Source organism: Pseudooctadecabacter jejudonensis (genome assembly GCF_900172275.1).
GTDB lineage: Bacteria > Pseudomonadota > Alphaproteobacteria > Rhodobacterales > Rhodobacteraceae > Octadecabacter > Octadecabacter jejudonensis.
Map to the genome: position 1 here is coordinate 564,431 of NZ_FWFT01000001.1, position 18,056 is coordinate 582,486.

An 18,056-nucleotide genomic window follows, 5' to 3' on the forward strand; every position below is an offset into this window, starting at 1 on the left:
CGGAGCCGGATCTTCATCTGACCCAAAAAACTCATCCCCCCTTACGGCAAAAGCCAATGGTGTGGATCCGCGCACTCCGGCCGGAAATAGGCCATCATCCGACCCTCTGTGGGCACAGGGACCGCCGGATCGTGGGGGGCGATGCCATGGACACTGTGGCGGTGCACAACGATCGTTTGTCCAACTGCGGCAACGACTGGCACAGGCGTGATTTGGTCCAGCACCTGCTGACGTGCCGCCTGGTACGTCTCCGTCACGTCCACCTGACGCGGATCACGATCACCGATCACCGCACGCAGCGCGGCCCCGATGATCACATGACTGCCAGGCCAGACCATAAGCGGGCACGCGCGCGTCTCGTTCAGTGCAAACCCCACGATGAACGCATGGGGTTCACGGGCGAACCGCCGCCCCCCCTCCAGGTGCAGCCCGTCCACATGGGCCGACGCCCGATTGAGACGCCACCGGTGCGCGGCGTCACTGTCGCCCGGCCCCTGACGCGGATAGCCCGCATAGGTGACCGAAAGCTGCGCGGGGTGCCAGACTGCCGGAACCGGCACATCGTCCAACCAAGGGCCTGCCAATGGCACACCATCGATTGACCCATCCTCGCCCGTCGGCAAGGCGTCAACGCCGACAAACCAAGTGCCATCATGGCGCAGCCACTTGGCCCGCAAATCGGCATCTTGCGCCACATCTCGCCCAATCCGGTGCGCCGTTTCAGCCCAGTGGAGTACGCCATCCTCATGCGGATAAACCCGAAACCCGGCAGGTCCGATCATGCGGCGGCCTGCTCCATCGCCGCCAGGGCGTCCTCCACCACCGACCACCCCGCACCCGGCTTATGCGCCTGTTCCGACAACAGCCTGCGCCACTGGCGCGCGCCCGGACGGCCCGCAAAAAGCCCCAACATATGTTTGGTCACATGGGCAAGCTTTCCCCCGCCACGGCTGTCATCGGCCAAATGCGCCTCGATATAGGGGCGCATGGCCAGAACCACGTCGACCGGATCGGGGCCAGCCCCCCCGCCGTAGATCACGTCGTCCGCGCGCTGCAAAATATCCGTGGGGTTGTGATAAGCGGCCCGCCCGATCATCACACCGTCCATGCCAGCGTCGAGCAATTCACGGGCCTGATCCAACGACGCAACACCCCCATTGATCGAGATATGCAGGTTCGGGAACAGCTGTTTCATCTCAAAGACCAGATCATAATCCAATGGCGGGATATCGCGGTTTTCCTTGGGGCTCAGCCCCTGCAACCACGCCTTGCGCGCGTGAATCGTGACGCGATTGACGCCTGCGGCCACAATTTGGCTGAGGAACTCCGGCAACACTTCGGAAGGATCCTGATCATCCACTCCGATGCGACATTTCACCGTGACTTCAGCGGGTTGCGCGGCGATCATTGCGCGGCAACACAAGGCGACCAAGGCCGCATCTTCCATCAGCACAGCCCCAAACGACCCAGATTGCACACGGTCTGACGGGCAGCCGCAATTCAGATTAATCTCAGGATAGCCTTCCTCGGCCCCCATCGCTGCAGCCTCGGCCAACTCAATCGGATCAGACCCGCCCAGCTGCAACGCCACGGGCTGTTCGGCGGGATCAAACCGCAACAAATGCCGCGCCTGCCCCCGCACCAAGGCGGGCGCTGTCACCATCTCAGTATACAACAACGTGTGTTTGGACAGCAGACGGTGCAGATACCGGCAATGACGATCCGTCCAATCCATCATTGGGGCAACAGACAGGCGGGCGGCTTTGTGCAAAACGAGGGACATGGCGGGCATATACTGCGCAACTTGGGCCGTGTCATCACCCTCTCCCGCCCTGTTTGACCCAAACCGCGGGCGGAACACGAACACCCGATCTGTCCCGTCTACGAACGTCGGCCTTTGGGCGCAGGTTTAACCGTCAAAGGTCCAGCCGAAATAGTCGATTTCTTGGGCCCGCAAATCCGCCACATGCGCTTGCGTCGGCGCATCAAAATACGCGCGGTAGTCCACTTTCTTCCCGCGGTGTTCGTTCTTGGTGAAGGGAAGCTCGGGCATGACAGCCCCGATCCGGTCACAAAGGGCCTGAAAATCCTGCGCCAGATGTTCATACCGAATGTGGACATCCGCGACGGACCGGCCGTCCACAAAATAGTTCGGTTGGCCCCATTTTCCGTTGTCTTGCATCGCCCATTCCCGAAACATCGGAATAAACGTCTCAGGCCCGAGGGTCTTTGCGGCAGGGTTTCTGAAGTGAAAGTAAGAGACAAAGATCTCCCACGGATTTCGAATATTGCAGACTTTCAAATAGTCGTCCCAAGTCTCTTTAGAGACCTTCTCTTTGATCTGCCGAGCAGGCTGGTGATTGTACCATTCCGCTTCGTGTGCGCCGGGTCCGCGCGCTCCAACCACCCCAAATTCAGAGACGCGAGCGGGCGTATTTTATGTAATCGGCGAACCGGCCGGAACGCAAAATTTCTGCAATGCCAGTTCAGTCGACGTACCCGCAGTTTTCTCCGTTTTGATGAAAATAAACTTGTGTGCATGAGATATCAGCATTCGGGTCTCAATATGGATTTCTGTCGTAGTCTAAATCTTCGGGGGCCATCCATCCAGCAGCCTGGTGTTCTGCAGACGCTCTGGACGGGACATCACCCCCATATGAACCTGATCGATACAGTCACAAGGACATGAAAGCCAACCCTCAATCAAACCCCGACAGGTGGGCACTCACGAAAGCTCAAGATTTTTATCAGGCCTTCGGGGAAGGTATTTTTGACCCAAAGAAGCCGGGCGTTCGTCTCAGATCTCGACTGTTGCATTTGTTGGGGCCCCGCGCATTCTCAAAGAGTAACCACTTGACCTGTTGCCGCGCTTTGCTGTGCAGCCAGTCCCATCTGCACCGCTTTGGCCCCGTCCGACAGCGTGACCTCCACCCCACCTTGGCCGCGCACCACGGCGTTGAACCGTTGGTGTTGATAAAAGGTGGATCCATTGTGATCGCCCGCATCCAGCAACGTCGGATCGACTGGGATGTCCATCTCAATGGGGCCTTTGGGCGCGCGTGGGCTCAGGATCAGTTTGGGGACCGGCGCGGGGCCCAGCTTGGCGGGCCAGAACCGGCCCGGCCCCGGCACCAGACATTCGATCTTGCCCTTGGGGCCCACCGCGCTGATCTCTTCTTGATACTGGCTGCCTTCCGCGAACATGCACAGCTCCAACATGGCCCGCCTATTGCCGTCAAATTCGACGATGACATAGCCATTGTCCCAAATATCCGGCACCCGCCCGTCGTAGCGTTCCTCCACGTGGTTAAAATTCTGCCCTGCGCTGGCCATAATGCGTTGGGGCTCCGCCTTCAGGATGACCCGCATCAAATCAAAGAAGTGACAGCATTTTTCCACCAAAGTGCCGCCCGTGTTCTCGTTAAAGCGGTTCCAGTCGCCAATCTTGGGCAGAAACGGAAAGCGGTGTTCGCGGATCGTCAGCATGGAAATGCCGCCCGTGGCCTGTTCGGCCTGCTCAATCAGGGCGGCGACGGGGGGCATGTAGCGGTATTCCATCGCCACCCAGACCGGATGGGCGTAGCCCTTGAACAGCGTGTCCAACTCCGCCTTGTCCGCAGGCGCGGTATACAATGGTTTTTCGCACAAGATCGGCAGGGGCCGCGTCTGCACGATCTGGCGCAGCTGCTGGACGTGGATGTTGTTGGGGCTGACAATCACCACCGCGTCCAGATCCTTGAACGCCAACAGATCCTCCAACGTGTCGGCCACCATCGCCGGGGCCGACACCCCGCCCTCACCGGCCAGCACGGCGGCACTTTCGGCCAGATCGCGCACCGGATCGTAGACCACGCTGACGCGGCCCTGAGGCAGCAGATTGATATTCTGGATGTGCTCTCGCCCCATCATACCACAGCCAATAAGGCCGTAATTCACCATATCCATGGGTTAGCTCTTTCCTAGTCTTGAGACATAGTTGATTTGGCTCGGATCGAACCAAGTTCTTGAAAATTCTACAATATCGCCTGCCTGTGACCGGCCCGTCCTCTCGATATATCCCGCCAGTTCGCCCGCGCGCAGCCCAAATCGCCCATCGACCCACAGGGGCACCGCTGCAACATTCACGCGGTCCTCGGCCGAGGTGATCGTCAGGCCAAGGCTCTCGGAATAATAGAGGTAAAGCGAATCCGACACCGCCCCCTCATCCACCGCATCCGTCACCGCCCCGTCCAGCCAGATTTCTTCCATCGCGGCGGGTACATCATCCATGAACCGCAAGCGCCGAAACCGGAACCCGTTGGGGCTGGAAAACCGCGCATCATGCGGCGCGGCCATGTGATCAATCGACAGCACTTCGGCTGTGGGCAACCCGCCGCCCTGCACCCGCTCAATGCGCAAAAACGAATAAACCGACGACACATCGGCCCGCGCACGGATGTAATTGCCCGACCCCTGAACGCGCTCCAACAGATCCTTGTCCACCAGAATTTCAAGGGCATGGCGCAATGTGCCGACGGAAATTCCAAGGGCCTCTGCCATCTCCCGCTCGGGCGGCAACCGCGCCCCGTCCGCCAACCGCCCCGCCGCAATATCCCGGATCAGCCCTTCGGCAATCTGCACATATTTGGGCAGTGCCGAGGCGCGTGCGCTGTTGGTCATCCCGCCCTCCTCCCCAAAGTGCGAAAAAATTGATACAGGATTGATGCACCAGTTTTTGGATGCTACGCAAGAGGCAATACACCGATCAGGGAGGGGAGAATCATGACCATCGTTCCAGTCACATCACACGACCTTGATGCGTCTGAGGTCAGCTGGTTTTCGGCCCTGTGCTCGGATGACTACCAGTTCCTTGGCGTGCCGGACGGCGCGCTGCGCTCGTCGTGGGAACATTGCCGCGACATCGTGCTTGAGGCTGAAAAACAGGGCTTTCGCAACGTCTTGGCCCCTTCATCCTATCAGGTCGGGCAAGACACGTTGTCCTTTGTGGCGGGCATGGCGCCCCTGACCGAACGCATCAACATGCTGGCCGCGATCCGCTGCGGTGAAATGCAGCCCATCATGCTGGCCCGCACGGTCGCCACACTCGATCACATGATGAAGGGGCGTCTGACGCTGAACGTCATTTCCTCCGATTTTCCGGGCGAAGTCGCAGACAGCGCCTTCCGCTACCAACGCTCCCGCGAGGTCGTTGAGATCCTCAAACAAGCGTGGAGCCGCGACGAAATCAATTACGACGGGGACGTCTACCAGTTCTCCGGCGTGCCCACGGACCCCGCCCGCCCCTACCAAACCGGCGGCCCGCTGCTGTACTTCGGCGGCTACTCCCCCGCAGCACTTGAGCTGTGCGGCCAACACTGCGACGTCTACCTCATGTGGCCCGAGCCTGAAGAAAACCTCGCAGGGCGCATGCGCGACGTGAACGCCGTGGCCGAAAAATACGACCGCACGCTGGATTACGGCCTGCGCGTGCACATGATCGTCCGCGACACGGAGGCCGAGGCCCGCGAATACGCCGATTACATCGTCTCCAAGCTCGACGATGAGTATGGCAAACTGATCCGTGACCGCGCCCACGATTCCATCTCTTTGGGCGTCGCCCATCAGGCCAAAGCACGCGAATTGGCCGACAAATTCGGCTACGTCGAACCCAACCTGTGGACAGGGGTTGGCCGTGCGCGCTCCGGCTGCGGTGCGGCACTTGTGGGCTCTGCCGATCAGGTCCTCAGCAAGATTGAAACCTACCGCAAAATGGGCATCCGCGCCTTCATCTTCTCCGGCTATCCGCACATCGACGAGGCACAGCACTTCGGCAAACTGGTCATGCCAGAGCTAAAGACCTGTTCATTGCCCCACGCCTATGGTCGAGTACCAGACAGCACCCCGAATACACCGCTGGGCAACGGCCCTCGCGTCTAACTTCCGCTCATAAAGGCCCCAATATGGACCGCGTTCACCTTACATCCGATCTTTCCCTCAGCCGTATCGTCTATGGCATGTGGCGTCTGGCCGAGGCCGACGACACCTCCCCCGCCCACGTCCAAGCCAAGATCGAGGCCTGCCTGGAACAAGGCATCACCACCATGGACCAGGCCGACATTTACGGCGGTTACATGGCCGAAGAGGTGATGGGCGCCGCCCTCACCCAATCCATCAAAGACCAAATCGAAGTCGTCACCAAATGCGACATCATGGTACCCGCCGGCCGCTATTCGGACGCCTCGGGCAAGTATTACGACACAAGTCGTGACCATATCGTTAAATCCGTAGATCATTCTTTGCGCCTCATGGGCCTCGACAAGATCGACGTGCTGCTGATCCACCGCCCCGACCCGCTGATGGACCACCATGAAACCGGTGCGGCCCTGGATGAAGTCGTGGCCTCCGGCAAGGTGCGCACCGTCGGCGTGTCCAACTTCAAACTGCACGATTGGACGTTGCTGCAATCGGCCATGAAGAACCATCTGGTCACCAATCAGATCGAAATGTCGCTGGGCCACGTCGCCCCCTTCACCAACGGCGATCTGGCCTATCTGCAGGAACGTGGCATCCCGCCCATGGCGTGGTCCCCCCTTGGGGGTGGCGCGCTGATGACTGAAAACAGCGCGGCCTCCGCAGCGTTGGATGAGGTCGCGGCAAACTTCGGCGTTGACCGCGCCGCCGTCGCCGTGGCGTTCCTGCTGGCGCATCCCGCGAATATCATGCCCGTCATGGGCACGAATAACCTCAACCGGATCAAGGGTTTCTCGGATTCTCTTAAAGTGAAACTCGACCGCCCCACATGGTTCAAACTCTACGAGGCCGCCCTCGGCCATGAGGTGCCATAACGTGAACGCGTTTGACCCCATAGACGACCCGCGCCGCTTCCGCGACGCACTCGGCGCCTACGCCACGGGCGTTACCATCGTGACGGTCCCCACAGACGACGGCCCCGTTGGCATCACCGCCAACAGCTTTGCCTCCGTTTCGCTGGACCCGCCGCTTGTGCTCTGGTCGCCTGCGAAATCATCCAAGCGTTTCAATTACTTCTCAGGCGCGCCTCATTTTGCGATCCACATTCTGGATGCCCACCAGCAGGAAATCTGCAACGGGTTCACGAAGAACAAACATGCCTTCGACGGTCTTGATTGGGTGACAGGCGCACATGACGTGCCCCACATCCGCGGCTGTCTGGCGCGGTTTGAATGCAGCCTCGCGGCGGAACACGACGCCGGCGATCACACCATTATCGTCGGTCGCGTCACCGGCGCATCCGTGCGCGACGGTCTGCCATTGATGTTTCAAGGGGGGCGTTTCGTATCGCTCAAAGGATGAAGAACAGGGCGTAAGTGCCTGATAGATAAGGGAGGGCAAGGCCGTTGGGAGGACGACTTGCAACCATCACCGTCAGCATCGCCTATGTGGCGCTTTTGTTGATCGGTGCATTCGAAGACCGGCGGGAGGCTTTGGCCGACCTGATCGGCATGAACGACATGACGTTCATCGCGGCCCTCGCCGGTCTTCTTTGGCTCACCTGTCTGGTCTTGCCGAAATCCGGCGCCAAGGCCCACTCCGACATCAACGACGTGCTGCACCCCATCGGCAAATGGGTCTCCGTCACCGCGCTGATCCTCATGGTCTGTTTCATCCTGCTGCAGGTCGTCATGCGCTATGTCTTCAACGACGCCCCCAACTGGACAGAGGAAGGCGCGCGCTTTGGCATGCTATGGCTCGTGGGCCTGATGGCCCCCATCGCCTACCGTCACGGCGGGTTTGTCGCGATTGATATGCTCGAACGCGCGCTGAGCGAACGGCTCGCCGCGATCCTCTCCCTCCTCTTGTTCGCCATGTCTTTCGCCGTGCTATTGGTTATGTGGGACAAAGGGTTGAACAACCATGTCGACAGCCTGTCGGGGCGCGGGTGTTCGTCGACCTTGCGTTGGCCGCTGGGGTTTGAGATCGGCAAATGCGGTAACAAATTCAGCAATTATTACCAGTATCTGGCCCTCTGGGTCGGAGTGAACCTGCTTGTTCTTGTGTGCGTGGAATTGATCCTGCGGCAGGTGTTGAAATTGACAGGCCGCAATGCGGGTCTGCCTGCCTTGGGTGATGAAGATGTGGGGGGTGCGTCCTGATGTTGATTTGGTTCCTGCCCCTCTTCCTCGCGATCCTGATGATCGGCACACCGGTCGTCTTCGCGCTGCTGTTTGCGCCCGGCTTCATGACCTGGGTCACCGGCAACGAACGTGACCTCGCGATCCTCTACCGCAACGTCTACACCGGCATCGACAGCTTCCCGCTGATGGCGCTGCCGTTCTTCATGCTCGCCGGTGAAATCATGAACCGCGGCGGGATCACCACGCGTCTGGTCGAATTTTCGCAGGCCTTCATGGGGCATCTGCGCGGGGGCCTCGCACAGGTCAACATCCTCAGCTCGATCCTGTTCGCGGGCCTCTCAGGCTCCGCCGTGGCCGACACATCCGCCCTCGGGTCCACCCTGATCCCCGCGATGGAGAAAAACGGCTACACCCGCAAATTCGCCGCCGCCATCACCGCCGCCTCCTCCGTCATCGGCCCGATCATCCCGCCCTCGGGCATCATGATCATCTACGCCTATGTCATGGGCGAAAGCGTGGCGGCCCTGTTTCTGGCGGGCATCGTGCCGGGTGTGCTGGTGGGCGTGGGTTTGATGGTCATGGTCCGCCTCATGGCCGACCGCTACGACCTGCCGAAAGCCGAACGCATCGTCACCAAAAACCAATCCATCAGCACCGTCGAATCCGTCCTCAGCTTCATCCTGCTGCGCATCAACCTCATGGGTGTGTTCTGGGCCGTGTTCCGGCTCGGCTCCTCCGTCGCGGGTGTTGCGCGGCCTGAGGGCACGATGCTCTGGGGCACACTGGCCATCTTGCTTGTGCTGGCCCATTTTTTCCTGATCTGGATGCGCGGTCAGGTCTCCTCGGATTTCCGCATCGTGTGCAAAAAGGCTGTGGCCCCGCTGCAAACCCCCATCATCATTCTGGGCGGCATCCTCATCGGCGTCATGACCCCGACAGAGGCGTCCACCATCGCCGTGGCCTATGCCCTGCTGATCTCGGTCTTTGTGCTCAAATCCCTGACCTGGGCGGATTTCTTTGACGTGCTGCAACGCTCGGCGCTGGCCTCTGCGGCTGTGCTGCTGCTGGTGGGCGCCGCCGTGGCCTTCAAAACCATCGTCGCCACGTCTGGTGCCGCCACCACCATGGCCGACATCATCCTTGGCCTGTCGGAAAACCCGCTGATCCTGCTGTTCCTGATCAACATCCTGCTGTTCATCGTCGGCATGTTTCTGGACGCAGGCCCCGCGATCATCATCCTCGGCCCCATCCTTGGCCCCATCTTCACCGACCTTGGTGTGCATCCCGTGCATTTCGCCATCATCATGTCCGTGAACCTGACCGTGGGGCTGGCAACGCCCCCCATGGGCCTTGTCCTCTTCGTGGCCTCCACCGTGGCGCGCGAAAAGGTTGAAACCATCGCCCGTGCCATCCTGCCGTTTCTGGCTGTGGAAATCCTCGTGATCTTCCTGATCACCTATTTCCCCCAGATCTCCATGACGGTCCCCTATCTCGCGGATTTCTTGGGATGTCCGCCTGACACTGGCTACATGGCTTGCATTAGCCCTGCGCCACCCGCAAACTGACTTCATATAAAGGGAGGAAACCAAAATGATGAAGTATCTCGCAACCGCCGGCATGATCGCCGCCTACACGATGACAAGCACGCCGGTCTTTGCCGACGGCCACGTCATGACACTGCGCGCCACCGCAAACTCCAACGAGAACGACGAAGACTATGACGGTCTGGTCGTCTTCAAAAACTACGTCGAAGCGGCGTCCAACGGCGCGATCGAGGTGGAATTGTTCATCGGCACGCAGCTGTGCTCCACCGGTGCGGAATGCCTTGAGGGCGTCTCTGAAGGCTCCATCGACATCTACATCTCCACCTCGGGTGGTGCTGCTGGCATCTTCCCATACGTTCAGGTTCTCGACCTGCCGTATCTGATGGCCGATGACCGCGTGGCCGAATCCGTGCTGCAGGGCGATTTCGTCCGCACCATGCGCGACATGGCGCTGGAAACCTCCGACGACACCATCCGTTTGATGACCATCGGCAACACCGGCGGCTGGCGCAACTTTGCGAACACGCAGCGTACGGTTCAGACCCCTGCCGACATGGAAGGCCTGAAAATCCGTACGGTTGTGGCCGACCTCCCGCAGGAACTGGTCCGCGCCCTTGGCGCCTCCCCCACGCCGATCCCATGGCCTGAGCTGTTCACATCCTTCCAGACCGGCGTCGTGGATGGATCCAAGAACGGCATCACCGACATCATGGGCATGAAATTCCCAGATGCGGGCCTGCAGTACGTCACACTCGACGGCCACGCCTACATGGGTGCCCTGTGGTGGATGAACAACGAAACCTTCCTCGGGATGGACGAAGCCAACCGCCGCGTGATCGTGGATGGGTTCTACGCCCTGCAGCAGGCAACCTTCGCCAGCCCCAAGCGTAAATCCATCCAGGCCTACGAAGACTTCGTCGCTGGGGGTGGTGAACTTTACGTCCCAACCCCCGAAGAAAAAGCCATGTTCGCCGAAGCCGCCGCGCCCGTCCAAGACTGGTTCCGCGCCAACGTGGACGGCGGCGACCAGATCCTTGATGCGCTGATCGAAGCCGTGGATGAGGTCGAGGCCGACATGGAGGCAGCTTACGCCGCTGACCTGAACTAAGCCTCACTGGCGTATCAACCCTCGGGGCCGTCCTGTCATGCAGGGCGGCCCTTCTCTTTGTGGCGCACGCCGATGGAACCTCGGGCGGTATCGCGGTGTTAATCCCGCTAAAGGGGACACATCGCAAATGTTCGAAACCATTGATGCGCGCGACATCGTCTACACAGTTGTGGGCCTCGCGCTCTTTGGTCTGACGCTGCAACCTGCCCTGGCGCGGTATCGCATCTTCAATCTGCCCCTGATTTACGTCCTCTTCGGCATCGGCCTGGCCGCCACCGGCTTTGCGGGGGTGGACCCCACGCAGGGCGGTTGGCGATCCATGGTGGTCGAACATGCGGCAGAACTGATCGTCATCATCTCGCTGGCGGGCGCGGGCCTTGCGATTGACACACGCGGGTCGTGGTCGAACTGGAAACCCACGTGGATGCTGCTGCTGGTCGCCATGCCCCTGACCATCGCCAGCGTCGCGGCCTTTGGATACGGCCTGCTGGGCCTGTCGATTCCCGGCGCGCTATTGCTGGCCGCAGCGCTTGCGCCCACCGATCCCGTCCTCGCCCGGTCCGTCCAAGTCTCCCCCCCCGGTCAAGACGAACGCCCGATGGAGGTCGCCCTGACGGCTGAGGCGGGCCTGAACGACGGCCTCGCATTTCCGTTTGTGTACCTCGCAATTTACGCGGCCTCCCTCGGGGTGGGGTCCATGTTCAGCGGTGAGGCTTGGATCTGGGACTGGTTGACCTTCGATTTTGCCTACCGCGTCGGCGCGGGCATCATTGTCGGCTACGTGGTGGGCCTTGGCATTTCAAAGGTGGTGTTCAGCCCCATCGGGGACGGGCAACAGGGCGCGTGGAATGCCATTTTGGTGATTCTCTCGGCCACATTGCTCAGCTACGGGATCACCGAAGCGGTCGACGGATACGGCTTTCTGGCGGTGTTTGTCGCCACCCGTGCAGGCCGGTCCAACACCCGCGGCACCGAACACGAAGGATATGAAAAATTCGTCCACCACGGCGCCGAACAGCTTGAGGCGATCCTGCTTGCCGTTTTGCTGCTCTGGCTGGGCGTGTTCATCGGCGCAGGCGCGCTGTCCGGCCTCACATGGGCCGAGGTCGCCTTTGCCCTCGCCCTCATCTTCGTCATCCGGCCCTTGGGCGGCTTGTTGTCCCTCATCACCCTCAACTGTGGTGAGATGAGCCGCCGCTCCGTCGCGTTTTTTGGCATTCGCGGCATGGGGTCGGTGTTTTACATCGCCTACGCCCAGAACCACGCCGATTTTGCCGACATCGACGCCGTCTGGCGCATCGCCGCCGTGACGATCCTGCTGTCGATCATCATTCACGGCTATGCAGCCAATTTCTTTTTGGGCAAAGACAGTGACATTGGCGATCTGCACCCCCACAAAGCCAGCGAGGGTCAGGACAGCGCACAGGGCTAACGAAACGGATACATCCAAGGACGATAATCGTCGATAAGCACCTGCGCGCGCGCTCTCTCCTCCGCCGTCATGCGCGGCGTCAACTCCTCCAGACTGTCGGGCGCATCCACGTCCCCGCCAATGGCCGACAGCGCGTACCACAAATAGGCGCGCACCAGATCCGGCTCCGGCAGGCCACGGCCCAATTCATAATACCACCCCAACCCCGATTGCGCGCCGGGGTGCCCCTTTAGGGACGAGCGCAGATACCATTCAAACGCCCGTTCATCGTCCTGCTCCACGCCCAGACCCAACGCATACATCACGCCAATCAGCTCTTCGGCATCGGCATTGCCTGACCGCGCCAGAACCTCGAACATCTCACGGGCTGCGACAAATTCGCCCGCCTCCATCAAATCGCGCGCCTCTTCCAGATCGGCGGCGAAAACAGGACTTGTCAGCGTCAGCCCAACTGCCAAAGTGAGGCCATGAGCCATACGCCAGCCATACGCTTGCCATACGCAAACCATACTGCGATTTTCCTCTGTTTCATGGGGGTCAGCGCGGCGGTGGCCGACCCGATCACCCTCGATGATTTCGTGGATGCCGACCCTGCGCAAGCGCGAATCGGCCAGCTGCTGTTCTATGACAAAATCTTGTCCGGCAACCGTAACATTTCCTGTGGCACCTGCCACCATCACGACCACGCAGGCGGCGACGGTCTGTCGCTCGGCATTGGCGAAGGCGGCATTGGTCTCGGCCCCGATCGCCAGATCGGAGACATCCGCAAACGCGTGCCCCGAAATGCGCCAGCCCTTTGGAATCTGGGGCATATTTCCGTTGACGTGATGTTCCACGATGGCCGGTTGGAGGTCTCGGATCAGTTCGGAAACGGTTTCGATTCCCCCGCGGAAGAATGGCTGCCTGAGGGGCTTGATAACATCGTCGCGGCCCAGGCCCTGTTCCCGCTGACCGCCCAGTTTGAGATGGCCGGAAACCCCGGCGAGAACGACATCGCAGGCGCCACCCATGACCGCATTGATGCCGCCTGGCCCATCCTCGCCGCCCGTGTCCGCGCCAATGAAACTTACGCGAATATGTTCGTAGAAGCCTTTGAAAACGTTGACGAACCCTTGGAAATTTCCATCGTCGAAATTGGCAATGCGCTGGGGGCTTTCATCACCACCGAATGGCAAAGCTATGACAGCCCCTATGATGCTTGGTTGACTGGAACGCCTCTGCCTGACGACGCCGAACGGGGCCGTGCGTTGTTTTTTGGCGAAGCCCGCTGCGCCTCTTGCCACTCTGGCCCCTTGTTTACCGACCAAGACTTTCACGCATTGGGCCTGCCCGCCTTTGGTCCGGGCCGCACACGCACCTTTGACAAGATGCCGCGAGACGTGGGCCGGATGGGTGAAACCGACCTGTTATCAGACGCTTACCGCTTCCGCACCCCGTCACTGCGCAACGTGGCACTGACCGCCCCGTATGGCCATAACGGCGCCTACCCAACCCTGCGCCACATGATCCGACATCATTCCGATCCGGTCACCGCGCGCGCCGCCTGGACGCCAGAACTGGCGGCCTTGCCCCATGCGCCACGTTTCGGCGGGGTTGATTTCGCCATCCAGCAGGACCGGTTCGAAATGGCCCGTCAATCGGCGGTCCTCGACATCAATCCCGTGATGCTGACCGAGGCGGAAATCACTGATATCGAAGCATTTTTACACGCCCTCACCGGTGCCACTGCCCACACCCGCCCCATGGGTCGCCCTGATGCGGTGCCCAGCGGGCTGCCGGTCGATTAACGCACAACCTCTGCCAAGGGACGCCGTGCCCGTGGGGGGGCGTCGCCCGTGGGGACACCAAACCGGATTGCTTGGATAAACCGGCGATCGGAGCCGATCCCAAACGCCTCACACAGCCGCGCGTTTGTTGTCATGTTGTCTGACAAAGCCGCCATGGGCCAGCCCGCAAACCCCAGCGATGCAGCCTCCAGGCACAGCCGCAGATAGGCGCGGCCACTGACCACTGGATTTTCTGAAATATCACGGTGAAACAATGCGATGACGGGCGCTGTTAACGTCATCTCGGCCTCAGCCGTCAGCCCCTTCGTCAGCCCAAAACGGTTCAACATTGGCCACAAATGTCGCAAGACCAGCGGTGCCATCCGCGCGTCAAATTTGCTCATCCGCATGACCGCACGGTCCATCCCGTCACGGCCCGCGCGCGGGTGCCGATCCGACAGGCGCATCCAGCCCACCAATTCATCCCGAAAGGCCGCATCTTGCATGATCTGCAGGCTGGCCCAATCGTTTTGTCCCGCAATCCACGCACGGTCTTTCCGGGGCAAGATGAGACGCGTGTCGGCGCGGGTCCATCCGAACAGGTTCGCCGTCTCCTGCTTGAATGAACCACGCCATGTAAACCGTTGTTCAAGCTGGGTGTTTAACCCATCCACCGGCGCCTCTCGGCAGGTCAGATGGGCCACTGCGACAAGGCCCTCGCCGGGGGATGTCTCGGCGTTTGTGTACGCCACATCTGCTCCGATCCCAAAGACCGACAGCGCCAGCACCATCCCCTCCAACACTGCGCCGCAAGACAGCGCCGCATCGAAGCCCGAAGGGTCGCCAATGGCCAGGCCGACGTTCGTATCGCAAAACAGAGACAGCACATCCCCCTCACGCGTCCAGCGGGCGGGCTGGGTGTTATGAACGGTGGGCGCAAGGCCCGCGCGGCCAACACACATATGGAAAATATCGTCTGTGATCATGGGCTTGCCGACATCATTCGGGCCATGCGCTGCACAGCGGCCAGTTCCAGTTCCAGCCGCGGAGACGAGGCCAGCGCAGGCATTGACAGCGCCACCAAGGTCAGCGGTGCATCGTCTGCCAGCAACACGTGGCTTGCATCGAACAGATCAAACAGATGGGTGATGTGATCCCCCTCCGCCCCGTCGCTGAAGGGCGGATCGGCGCGGCGCAACACAGGACGGACCTTGAAAATATGACGCAACACAGCCTCATCAAAATCTTGCAGCTGCGCCACGTCGATCAAGGCTGCCCCTTCAACCAAAGGATGCGCCTGCAGTCCGCGCAAAAACCCCAGCGCATCGCCGGACCGGTCATCGGCCAGATGGCGCAACAGGGTCTGGGATCTTTCCTCCGCCCGCAGGGTTTGCGCCTCGATGAACAGCACAGCGACCAACACGGCGGCCAGGATCACTGCCAGCGTCAGAATGGTTGCGTCCTTGTCCATCTGGGCCAGGGTCGCCACCACAAGGCCCGACGCGCCCGCGCCAAACACCACCGCCAGAAACGACACCAAAGGCGCGCTGTGCTGCGCCTGCGTGCGCCCCAAAGACACCGCCAACCAGCACAAAAACAACACCCCCAAGGGTGAGATTTGCGCCGGAAGCCCCAGAAATATCATCAAAAAATCGGCGGCGGCCAGCGGAATGAGTAGCACGAGCGACAGCGCCAACCGTTCAACCGTTTGGTTTTCCGCCACGCTGAGGCTGCTGCGGTCGCGGGTCAGGACAAGCCAGCCCGCAATGGCAAATCCGCTCAGTTGAAACACCAAAAGACCGGCAAGGCGCGCAGGATCAATCGTATCGCGCCACCACAGGGACAGGATCACGAACACCACAGTGCCCGCTGCGACCCAGAGTTTCGCCCAAGCCGGCGCATGGCGGCGCAGCAACCCTTCTGCCAAAAGCAGCACGCACAACGGCACAAGAGAGGCGGCTAACACTATGAAAAATCTGAAAAATTGCACATCCGTCAAGACGAACAGCGCCCGTCCTGCAAAAAGCACCATGATCACGCGCAACCCGAACAAAAACCGCCGGTTCAGCGGCTCCTGCGCGCCACGCGATGCGATCACATAGGACAGGATCATAACACCGGCGAGGGCCGCGACAGACAGAAACAGATTGCCAATATCACCGGGCGACATGTTCACGTCATCAAACCCTTGAGGAACCGGCGCACCAGGGGCGCCATCAAGGCCGCCAGCCATGCCGGTTTGGGGCGTTCGACGCGGGCCGCATAGGGGTTGAAGAAATAGCCGCGATTGTCAGTGCCATGGGGGCGGCCAAGGGCTGCGTTGATCGCCTCGTAGCACATCAACTGGCCCGTGCTGATGACCATCGGCGCAAAGGACATGCGTGACCGTTTGCCCGCAACGACGTCGCCTACAATCTCAAGATCAATGTATTTTCGGGATGAGGAATGGATCACAACCCATTCAGATTCCTTGAGAAACGCAGCTGACCGCTGATCATTCGTGATCGCATCCCACGCGGTGTCCTGCGTCGGGTATCCCAACCGTGCCTCATGGGGCTGCGCCTTTGGGCCTGTCACATAAACCGATGGCAAGGGGGAGGCATAGGCGTCAATCACCGCCTTCCCCAACGCCCGCGCGCGGCGGTAGAGCAGCAGCGACGCCCCCAGATCATCGGTGCCATTCACCACGACCACAGACCGGCCCACCAGATCGTCCACATGGGTGGTCCAATCGCCGCGATGCACCTCCACCTCAATCTCAGGGTTGATGGTGCGCAGGATCCTAGCCGTGGCCGCCGCCTTGTGTTGGCCGACGGTGTGATCGAAACAAAAGACCTGCCGGTTCAGGTTGCTCACCTCAAACTCATCCAGATCCGCGATGATCAGCTTGCCCACTCCCGCCCGCGCCAGCCCAAGGATCGCCGCCCCGCCCATGCCGCCGGTGCCGCAGACAAACACGCACGCCTTGCGCAATGTGTCCTGCTCCTGGGGCGTGACAAACCCGATGTTGCGGGTGGTGAATTCGGCATAATCAAACATCACCCGTGTCCTTTGCGGTGCGCAGAATGGAAAAGGGCCGCGTGGTGTCTGACCAATAGAGAACCGGCAGGATCAACCGCCGTAGCGCCACAAACCCTGCCGCCATCAGCACGCCGAAAATGGCAGTGCGCGGCACCTCTCGTGTCAGGTAGCGGCGGATCGCGGGCAGATCCATGCGCCCCAGCTGGATCACGTCATCGCCGCGATCGTAATCCAGCGCCTCACGGCAAAAGTCGTTGTAGAGGGCGTCGCGGTGTTTGGGGGCGGCCTCCCACGTCTTTTTCAGGTCATCGGACCCGCCGGTGTAGGCGTTGGTGATGACAAAACGGTCCTCATCAAAGTCGGCGTCCTCGCCCACGCCAAACACATGGCGGTGCTGATCCATGATGCGCCGCGCCAGCATCACATGGGTCAGCGTGCGCCGGTCAGGTTCCGGCTGGGGCCAGACATCGGAAAACATCTGCGACACCATGCCGACAACGGCGGGCACCTGCGTGACGTTGGACATCCAGATGGGGCGAAACTGGTTGCGGGTGAAAAACAAAAAACACGTCAGACCATAAAGGACCCAAGACAATCCGGCAGAGCGCGCGTCCGGGTCCACCATGACCAACCCAAGATGCAGCACATCCACAGGCATGGGCTGCGTCTCAACGGTCATCACCGCCAGTGCATTGAAGGCCACAGGGGTGCCATCGCGGGTTGTCACCAGTGTGACAATCGTTTCGGACATGCGGCTGCGATCATCGGCAAACACACCGTAGGTCAGGCTGCCCGCATCCAGTGTCGTGGCCGCAACAGCCCGCAGATCAGCACCCAGACGCGCCAGCTGCGCATCCGTCATCCACAAACCGGGCCGTTCCAGAATGCGCACCACATGCCCCCGCCCGTGGCGCAACGTCACATCCATATGGGGGCTACGCAGGGAAGTAAGGATGGATCTGATCATTCGTGCCTCAGTTGTTAACCTTATCCTATGTGGGCCAATACAGGCGAACAAGCGGGGAAACCCTGACCTTTGTTGGGCACGCCCCCTGCCCTAAACGCTTGACCGTGCAGGGTGCACGCACTAGA

The 18,056-nt window shown here is 60.7% G+C and carries 18 protein-coding genes; 8 read left to right on the plus strand and 10 right to left on the minus strand.

Going from position 1 to position 18,056, the window contains the following annotated elements; all coding sequences use genetic code 11:
• Positions 1–41: 41 nt before the first annotated feature.
• The 5 genes from PSJ8397_RS02690 to PSJ8397_RS02710 form a co-directional block, all read right to left on the minus strand.
• On the minus strand, positions 42–782 hold the full coding sequence (locus tag PSJ8397_RS02690) for a hypothetical protein (protein WP_085863005.1): 741 nt from the start codon (positions 780–782) through the stop codon (positions 42–44).
• A complete protein-coding gene (gene dusA, locus PSJ8397_RS02695; RefSeq protein WP_085863464.1) occupies positions 779–1,783 on the minus strand; it encodes a tRNA dihydrouridine(20/20a) synthase DusA in 1,005 nt (334 codons plus the stop codon). The genes PSJ8397_RS02690 and dusA overlap by 4 nt, the downstream gene beginning before the upstream one ends.
• A gap of 126 nt (positions 1,784–1,909) precedes the next feature.
• Positions 1,910–2,182: a hypothetical protein gene (locus PSJ8397_RS02700; protein ID WP_143515325.1), complete on the minus strand. Its 273-nt coding sequence runs from the start codon at positions 2,180–2,182 to the stop codon at positions 1,910–1,912.
• A gap of 656 nt (positions 2,183–2,838) precedes the next feature.
• Positions 2,839–3,945 carry a Gfo/Idh/MocA family protein gene (locus PSJ8397_RS02705; RefSeq protein ID WP_085863007.1) on the minus strand — a complete coding sequence of 369 codons (1,107 nt, stop codon included), beginning with the start codon at positions 3,943–3,945 and terminating at the stop codon, positions 2,839–2,841.
• A 3-nt stretch (positions 3,946–3,948) separates the two neighbouring features.
• The gene (locus tag PSJ8397_RS02710; RefSeq protein ID WP_085863008.1) at positions 3,949–4,659 is read right to left on the minus strand and encodes a GntR family transcriptional regulator; all 711 of its coding nucleotides are present in this window, start codon (positions 4,657–4,659) and stop codon (positions 3,949–3,951) included.
• A gap of 102 nt (positions 4,660–4,761) precedes the next feature.
• Here PSJ8397_RS02710 and PSJ8397_RS02715 point away from each other — a divergent pair, with 102 nt between their 5' ends.
• From PSJ8397_RS02715 to PSJ8397_RS02745, 7 genes are all read left to right on the plus strand, one after another.
• Complete coding sequence (locus PSJ8397_RS02715) at positions 4,762–5,916, plus strand: LLM class flavin-dependent oxidoreductase (protein ID WP_085863009.1); 1,155 nt, start codon at positions 4,762–4,764, stop codon at positions 5,914–5,916.
• A 23-nt stretch (positions 5,917–5,939) separates the two neighbouring features.
• Positions 5,940–6,824, plus strand: a complete 885-nt coding sequence (locus PSJ8397_RS02720) for an aldo/keto reductase (RefSeq protein WP_085863010.1) — start codon at positions 5,940–5,942, stop codon at positions 6,822–6,824.
• 1 nt (position 6,825) lies between these two features.
• Positions 6,826–7,311: a flavin reductase family protein gene (locus tag PSJ8397_RS02725; protein WP_085863011.1), complete on the plus strand. Its 486-nt coding sequence runs from the start codon at positions 6,826–6,828 to the stop codon at positions 7,309–7,311.
• A 44-nt stretch (positions 7,312–7,355) separates the two neighbouring features.
• Complete coding sequence (locus PSJ8397_RS02730; RefSeq protein WP_085863012.1) at positions 7,356–8,111, plus strand: TRAP transporter small permease; 756 nt, start codon at positions 7,356–7,358, stop codon at positions 8,109–8,111.
• Positions 8,111–9,658, plus strand: coding sequence for a TRAP transporter large permease (locus PSJ8397_RS02735; RefSeq protein WP_085863013.1), 1,548 nt, complete (start codon positions 8,111–8,113; stop codon positions 9,656–9,658). Before PSJ8397_RS02730 ends, PSJ8397_RS02735 begins: the two co-directional genes overlap by 1 nt.
• 52 nt (positions 9,659–9,710) lie before the next feature.
• On the plus strand, positions 9,711–10,745 hold the full coding sequence (locus tag PSJ8397_RS02740) for a TRAP transporter substrate-binding protein (protein ID WP_235000581.1): 1,035 nt from the start codon (positions 9,711–9,713) through the stop codon (positions 10,743–10,745).
• 127 nt (positions 10,746–10,872) lie between these two features.
• The gene (locus PSJ8397_RS02745) at positions 10,873–12,177 is read left to right on the plus strand and encodes a cation:proton antiporter (protein ID WP_159453080.1); all 1,305 of its coding nucleotides are present in this window, start codon (positions 10,873–10,875) and stop codon (positions 12,175–12,177) included.
• On the opposite strand, the gene PSJ8397_RS02750 is transcribed toward PSJ8397_RS02745, so the two are convergent.
• Positions 12,174–12,653, minus strand: coding sequence for a tetratricopeptide repeat protein (locus PSJ8397_RS02750; RefSeq protein WP_085863016.1), 480 nt, complete (start codon positions 12,651–12,653; stop codon positions 12,174–12,176). The two genes, PSJ8397_RS02745 and PSJ8397_RS02750, sit on opposite strands and share 4 nt — an antisense overlap.
• A 54-nt stretch (positions 12,654–12,707) precedes the next feature.
• Between PSJ8397_RS02750 and PSJ8397_RS02755 the strand changes: the two genes are divergently transcribed.
• Positions 12,708–13,964: a cytochrome-c peroxidase gene (locus PSJ8397_RS02755; protein WP_235000546.1), complete on the plus strand. Its 1,257-nt coding sequence runs from the start codon at positions 12,708–12,710 to the stop codon at positions 13,962–13,964.
• Here PSJ8397_RS02755 and PSJ8397_RS02760 read toward each other — a convergent pair.
• The 4 genes from PSJ8397_RS02760 to PSJ8397_RS02775 are packed head-to-tail and all read right to left on the minus strand — an operon-like array spanning position 13,961 to position 17,931.
• Positions 13,961–14,929 (minus strand): hypothetical protein, encoded by a 969-nt coding sequence (locus tag PSJ8397_RS02760; RefSeq protein ID WP_085863018.1) that lies wholly within the window; start codon positions 14,927–14,929, stop codon positions 13,961–13,963. The two genes, PSJ8397_RS02755 and PSJ8397_RS02760, sit on opposite strands and share 4 nt — an antisense overlap.
• Positions 14,926–16,176, minus strand: coding sequence for a hypothetical protein (locus PSJ8397_RS02765; protein ID WP_235000547.1), 1,251 nt, complete (start codon positions 16,174–16,176; stop codon positions 14,926–14,928). The genes PSJ8397_RS02760 and PSJ8397_RS02765 overlap by 4 nt, the downstream gene beginning before the upstream one ends.
• Positions 16,116–16,982: a HesA/MoeB/ThiF family protein gene (locus tag PSJ8397_RS02770; protein ID WP_200811276.1), complete on the minus strand. Its 867-nt coding sequence runs from the start codon at positions 16,980–16,982 to the stop codon at positions 16,116–16,118. The genes PSJ8397_RS02765 and PSJ8397_RS02770 overlap by 61 nt, the downstream gene beginning before the upstream one ends.
• On the minus strand, positions 16,975–17,931 hold the full coding sequence (locus PSJ8397_RS02775; protein ID WP_085863020.1) for a hypothetical protein: 957 nt from the start codon (positions 17,929–17,931) through the stop codon (positions 16,975–16,977). Before PSJ8397_RS02775 ends, PSJ8397_RS02770 begins: the two co-directional genes overlap by 8 nt.
• Positions 17,932–18,056: the final 125 nt, after the last annotated feature.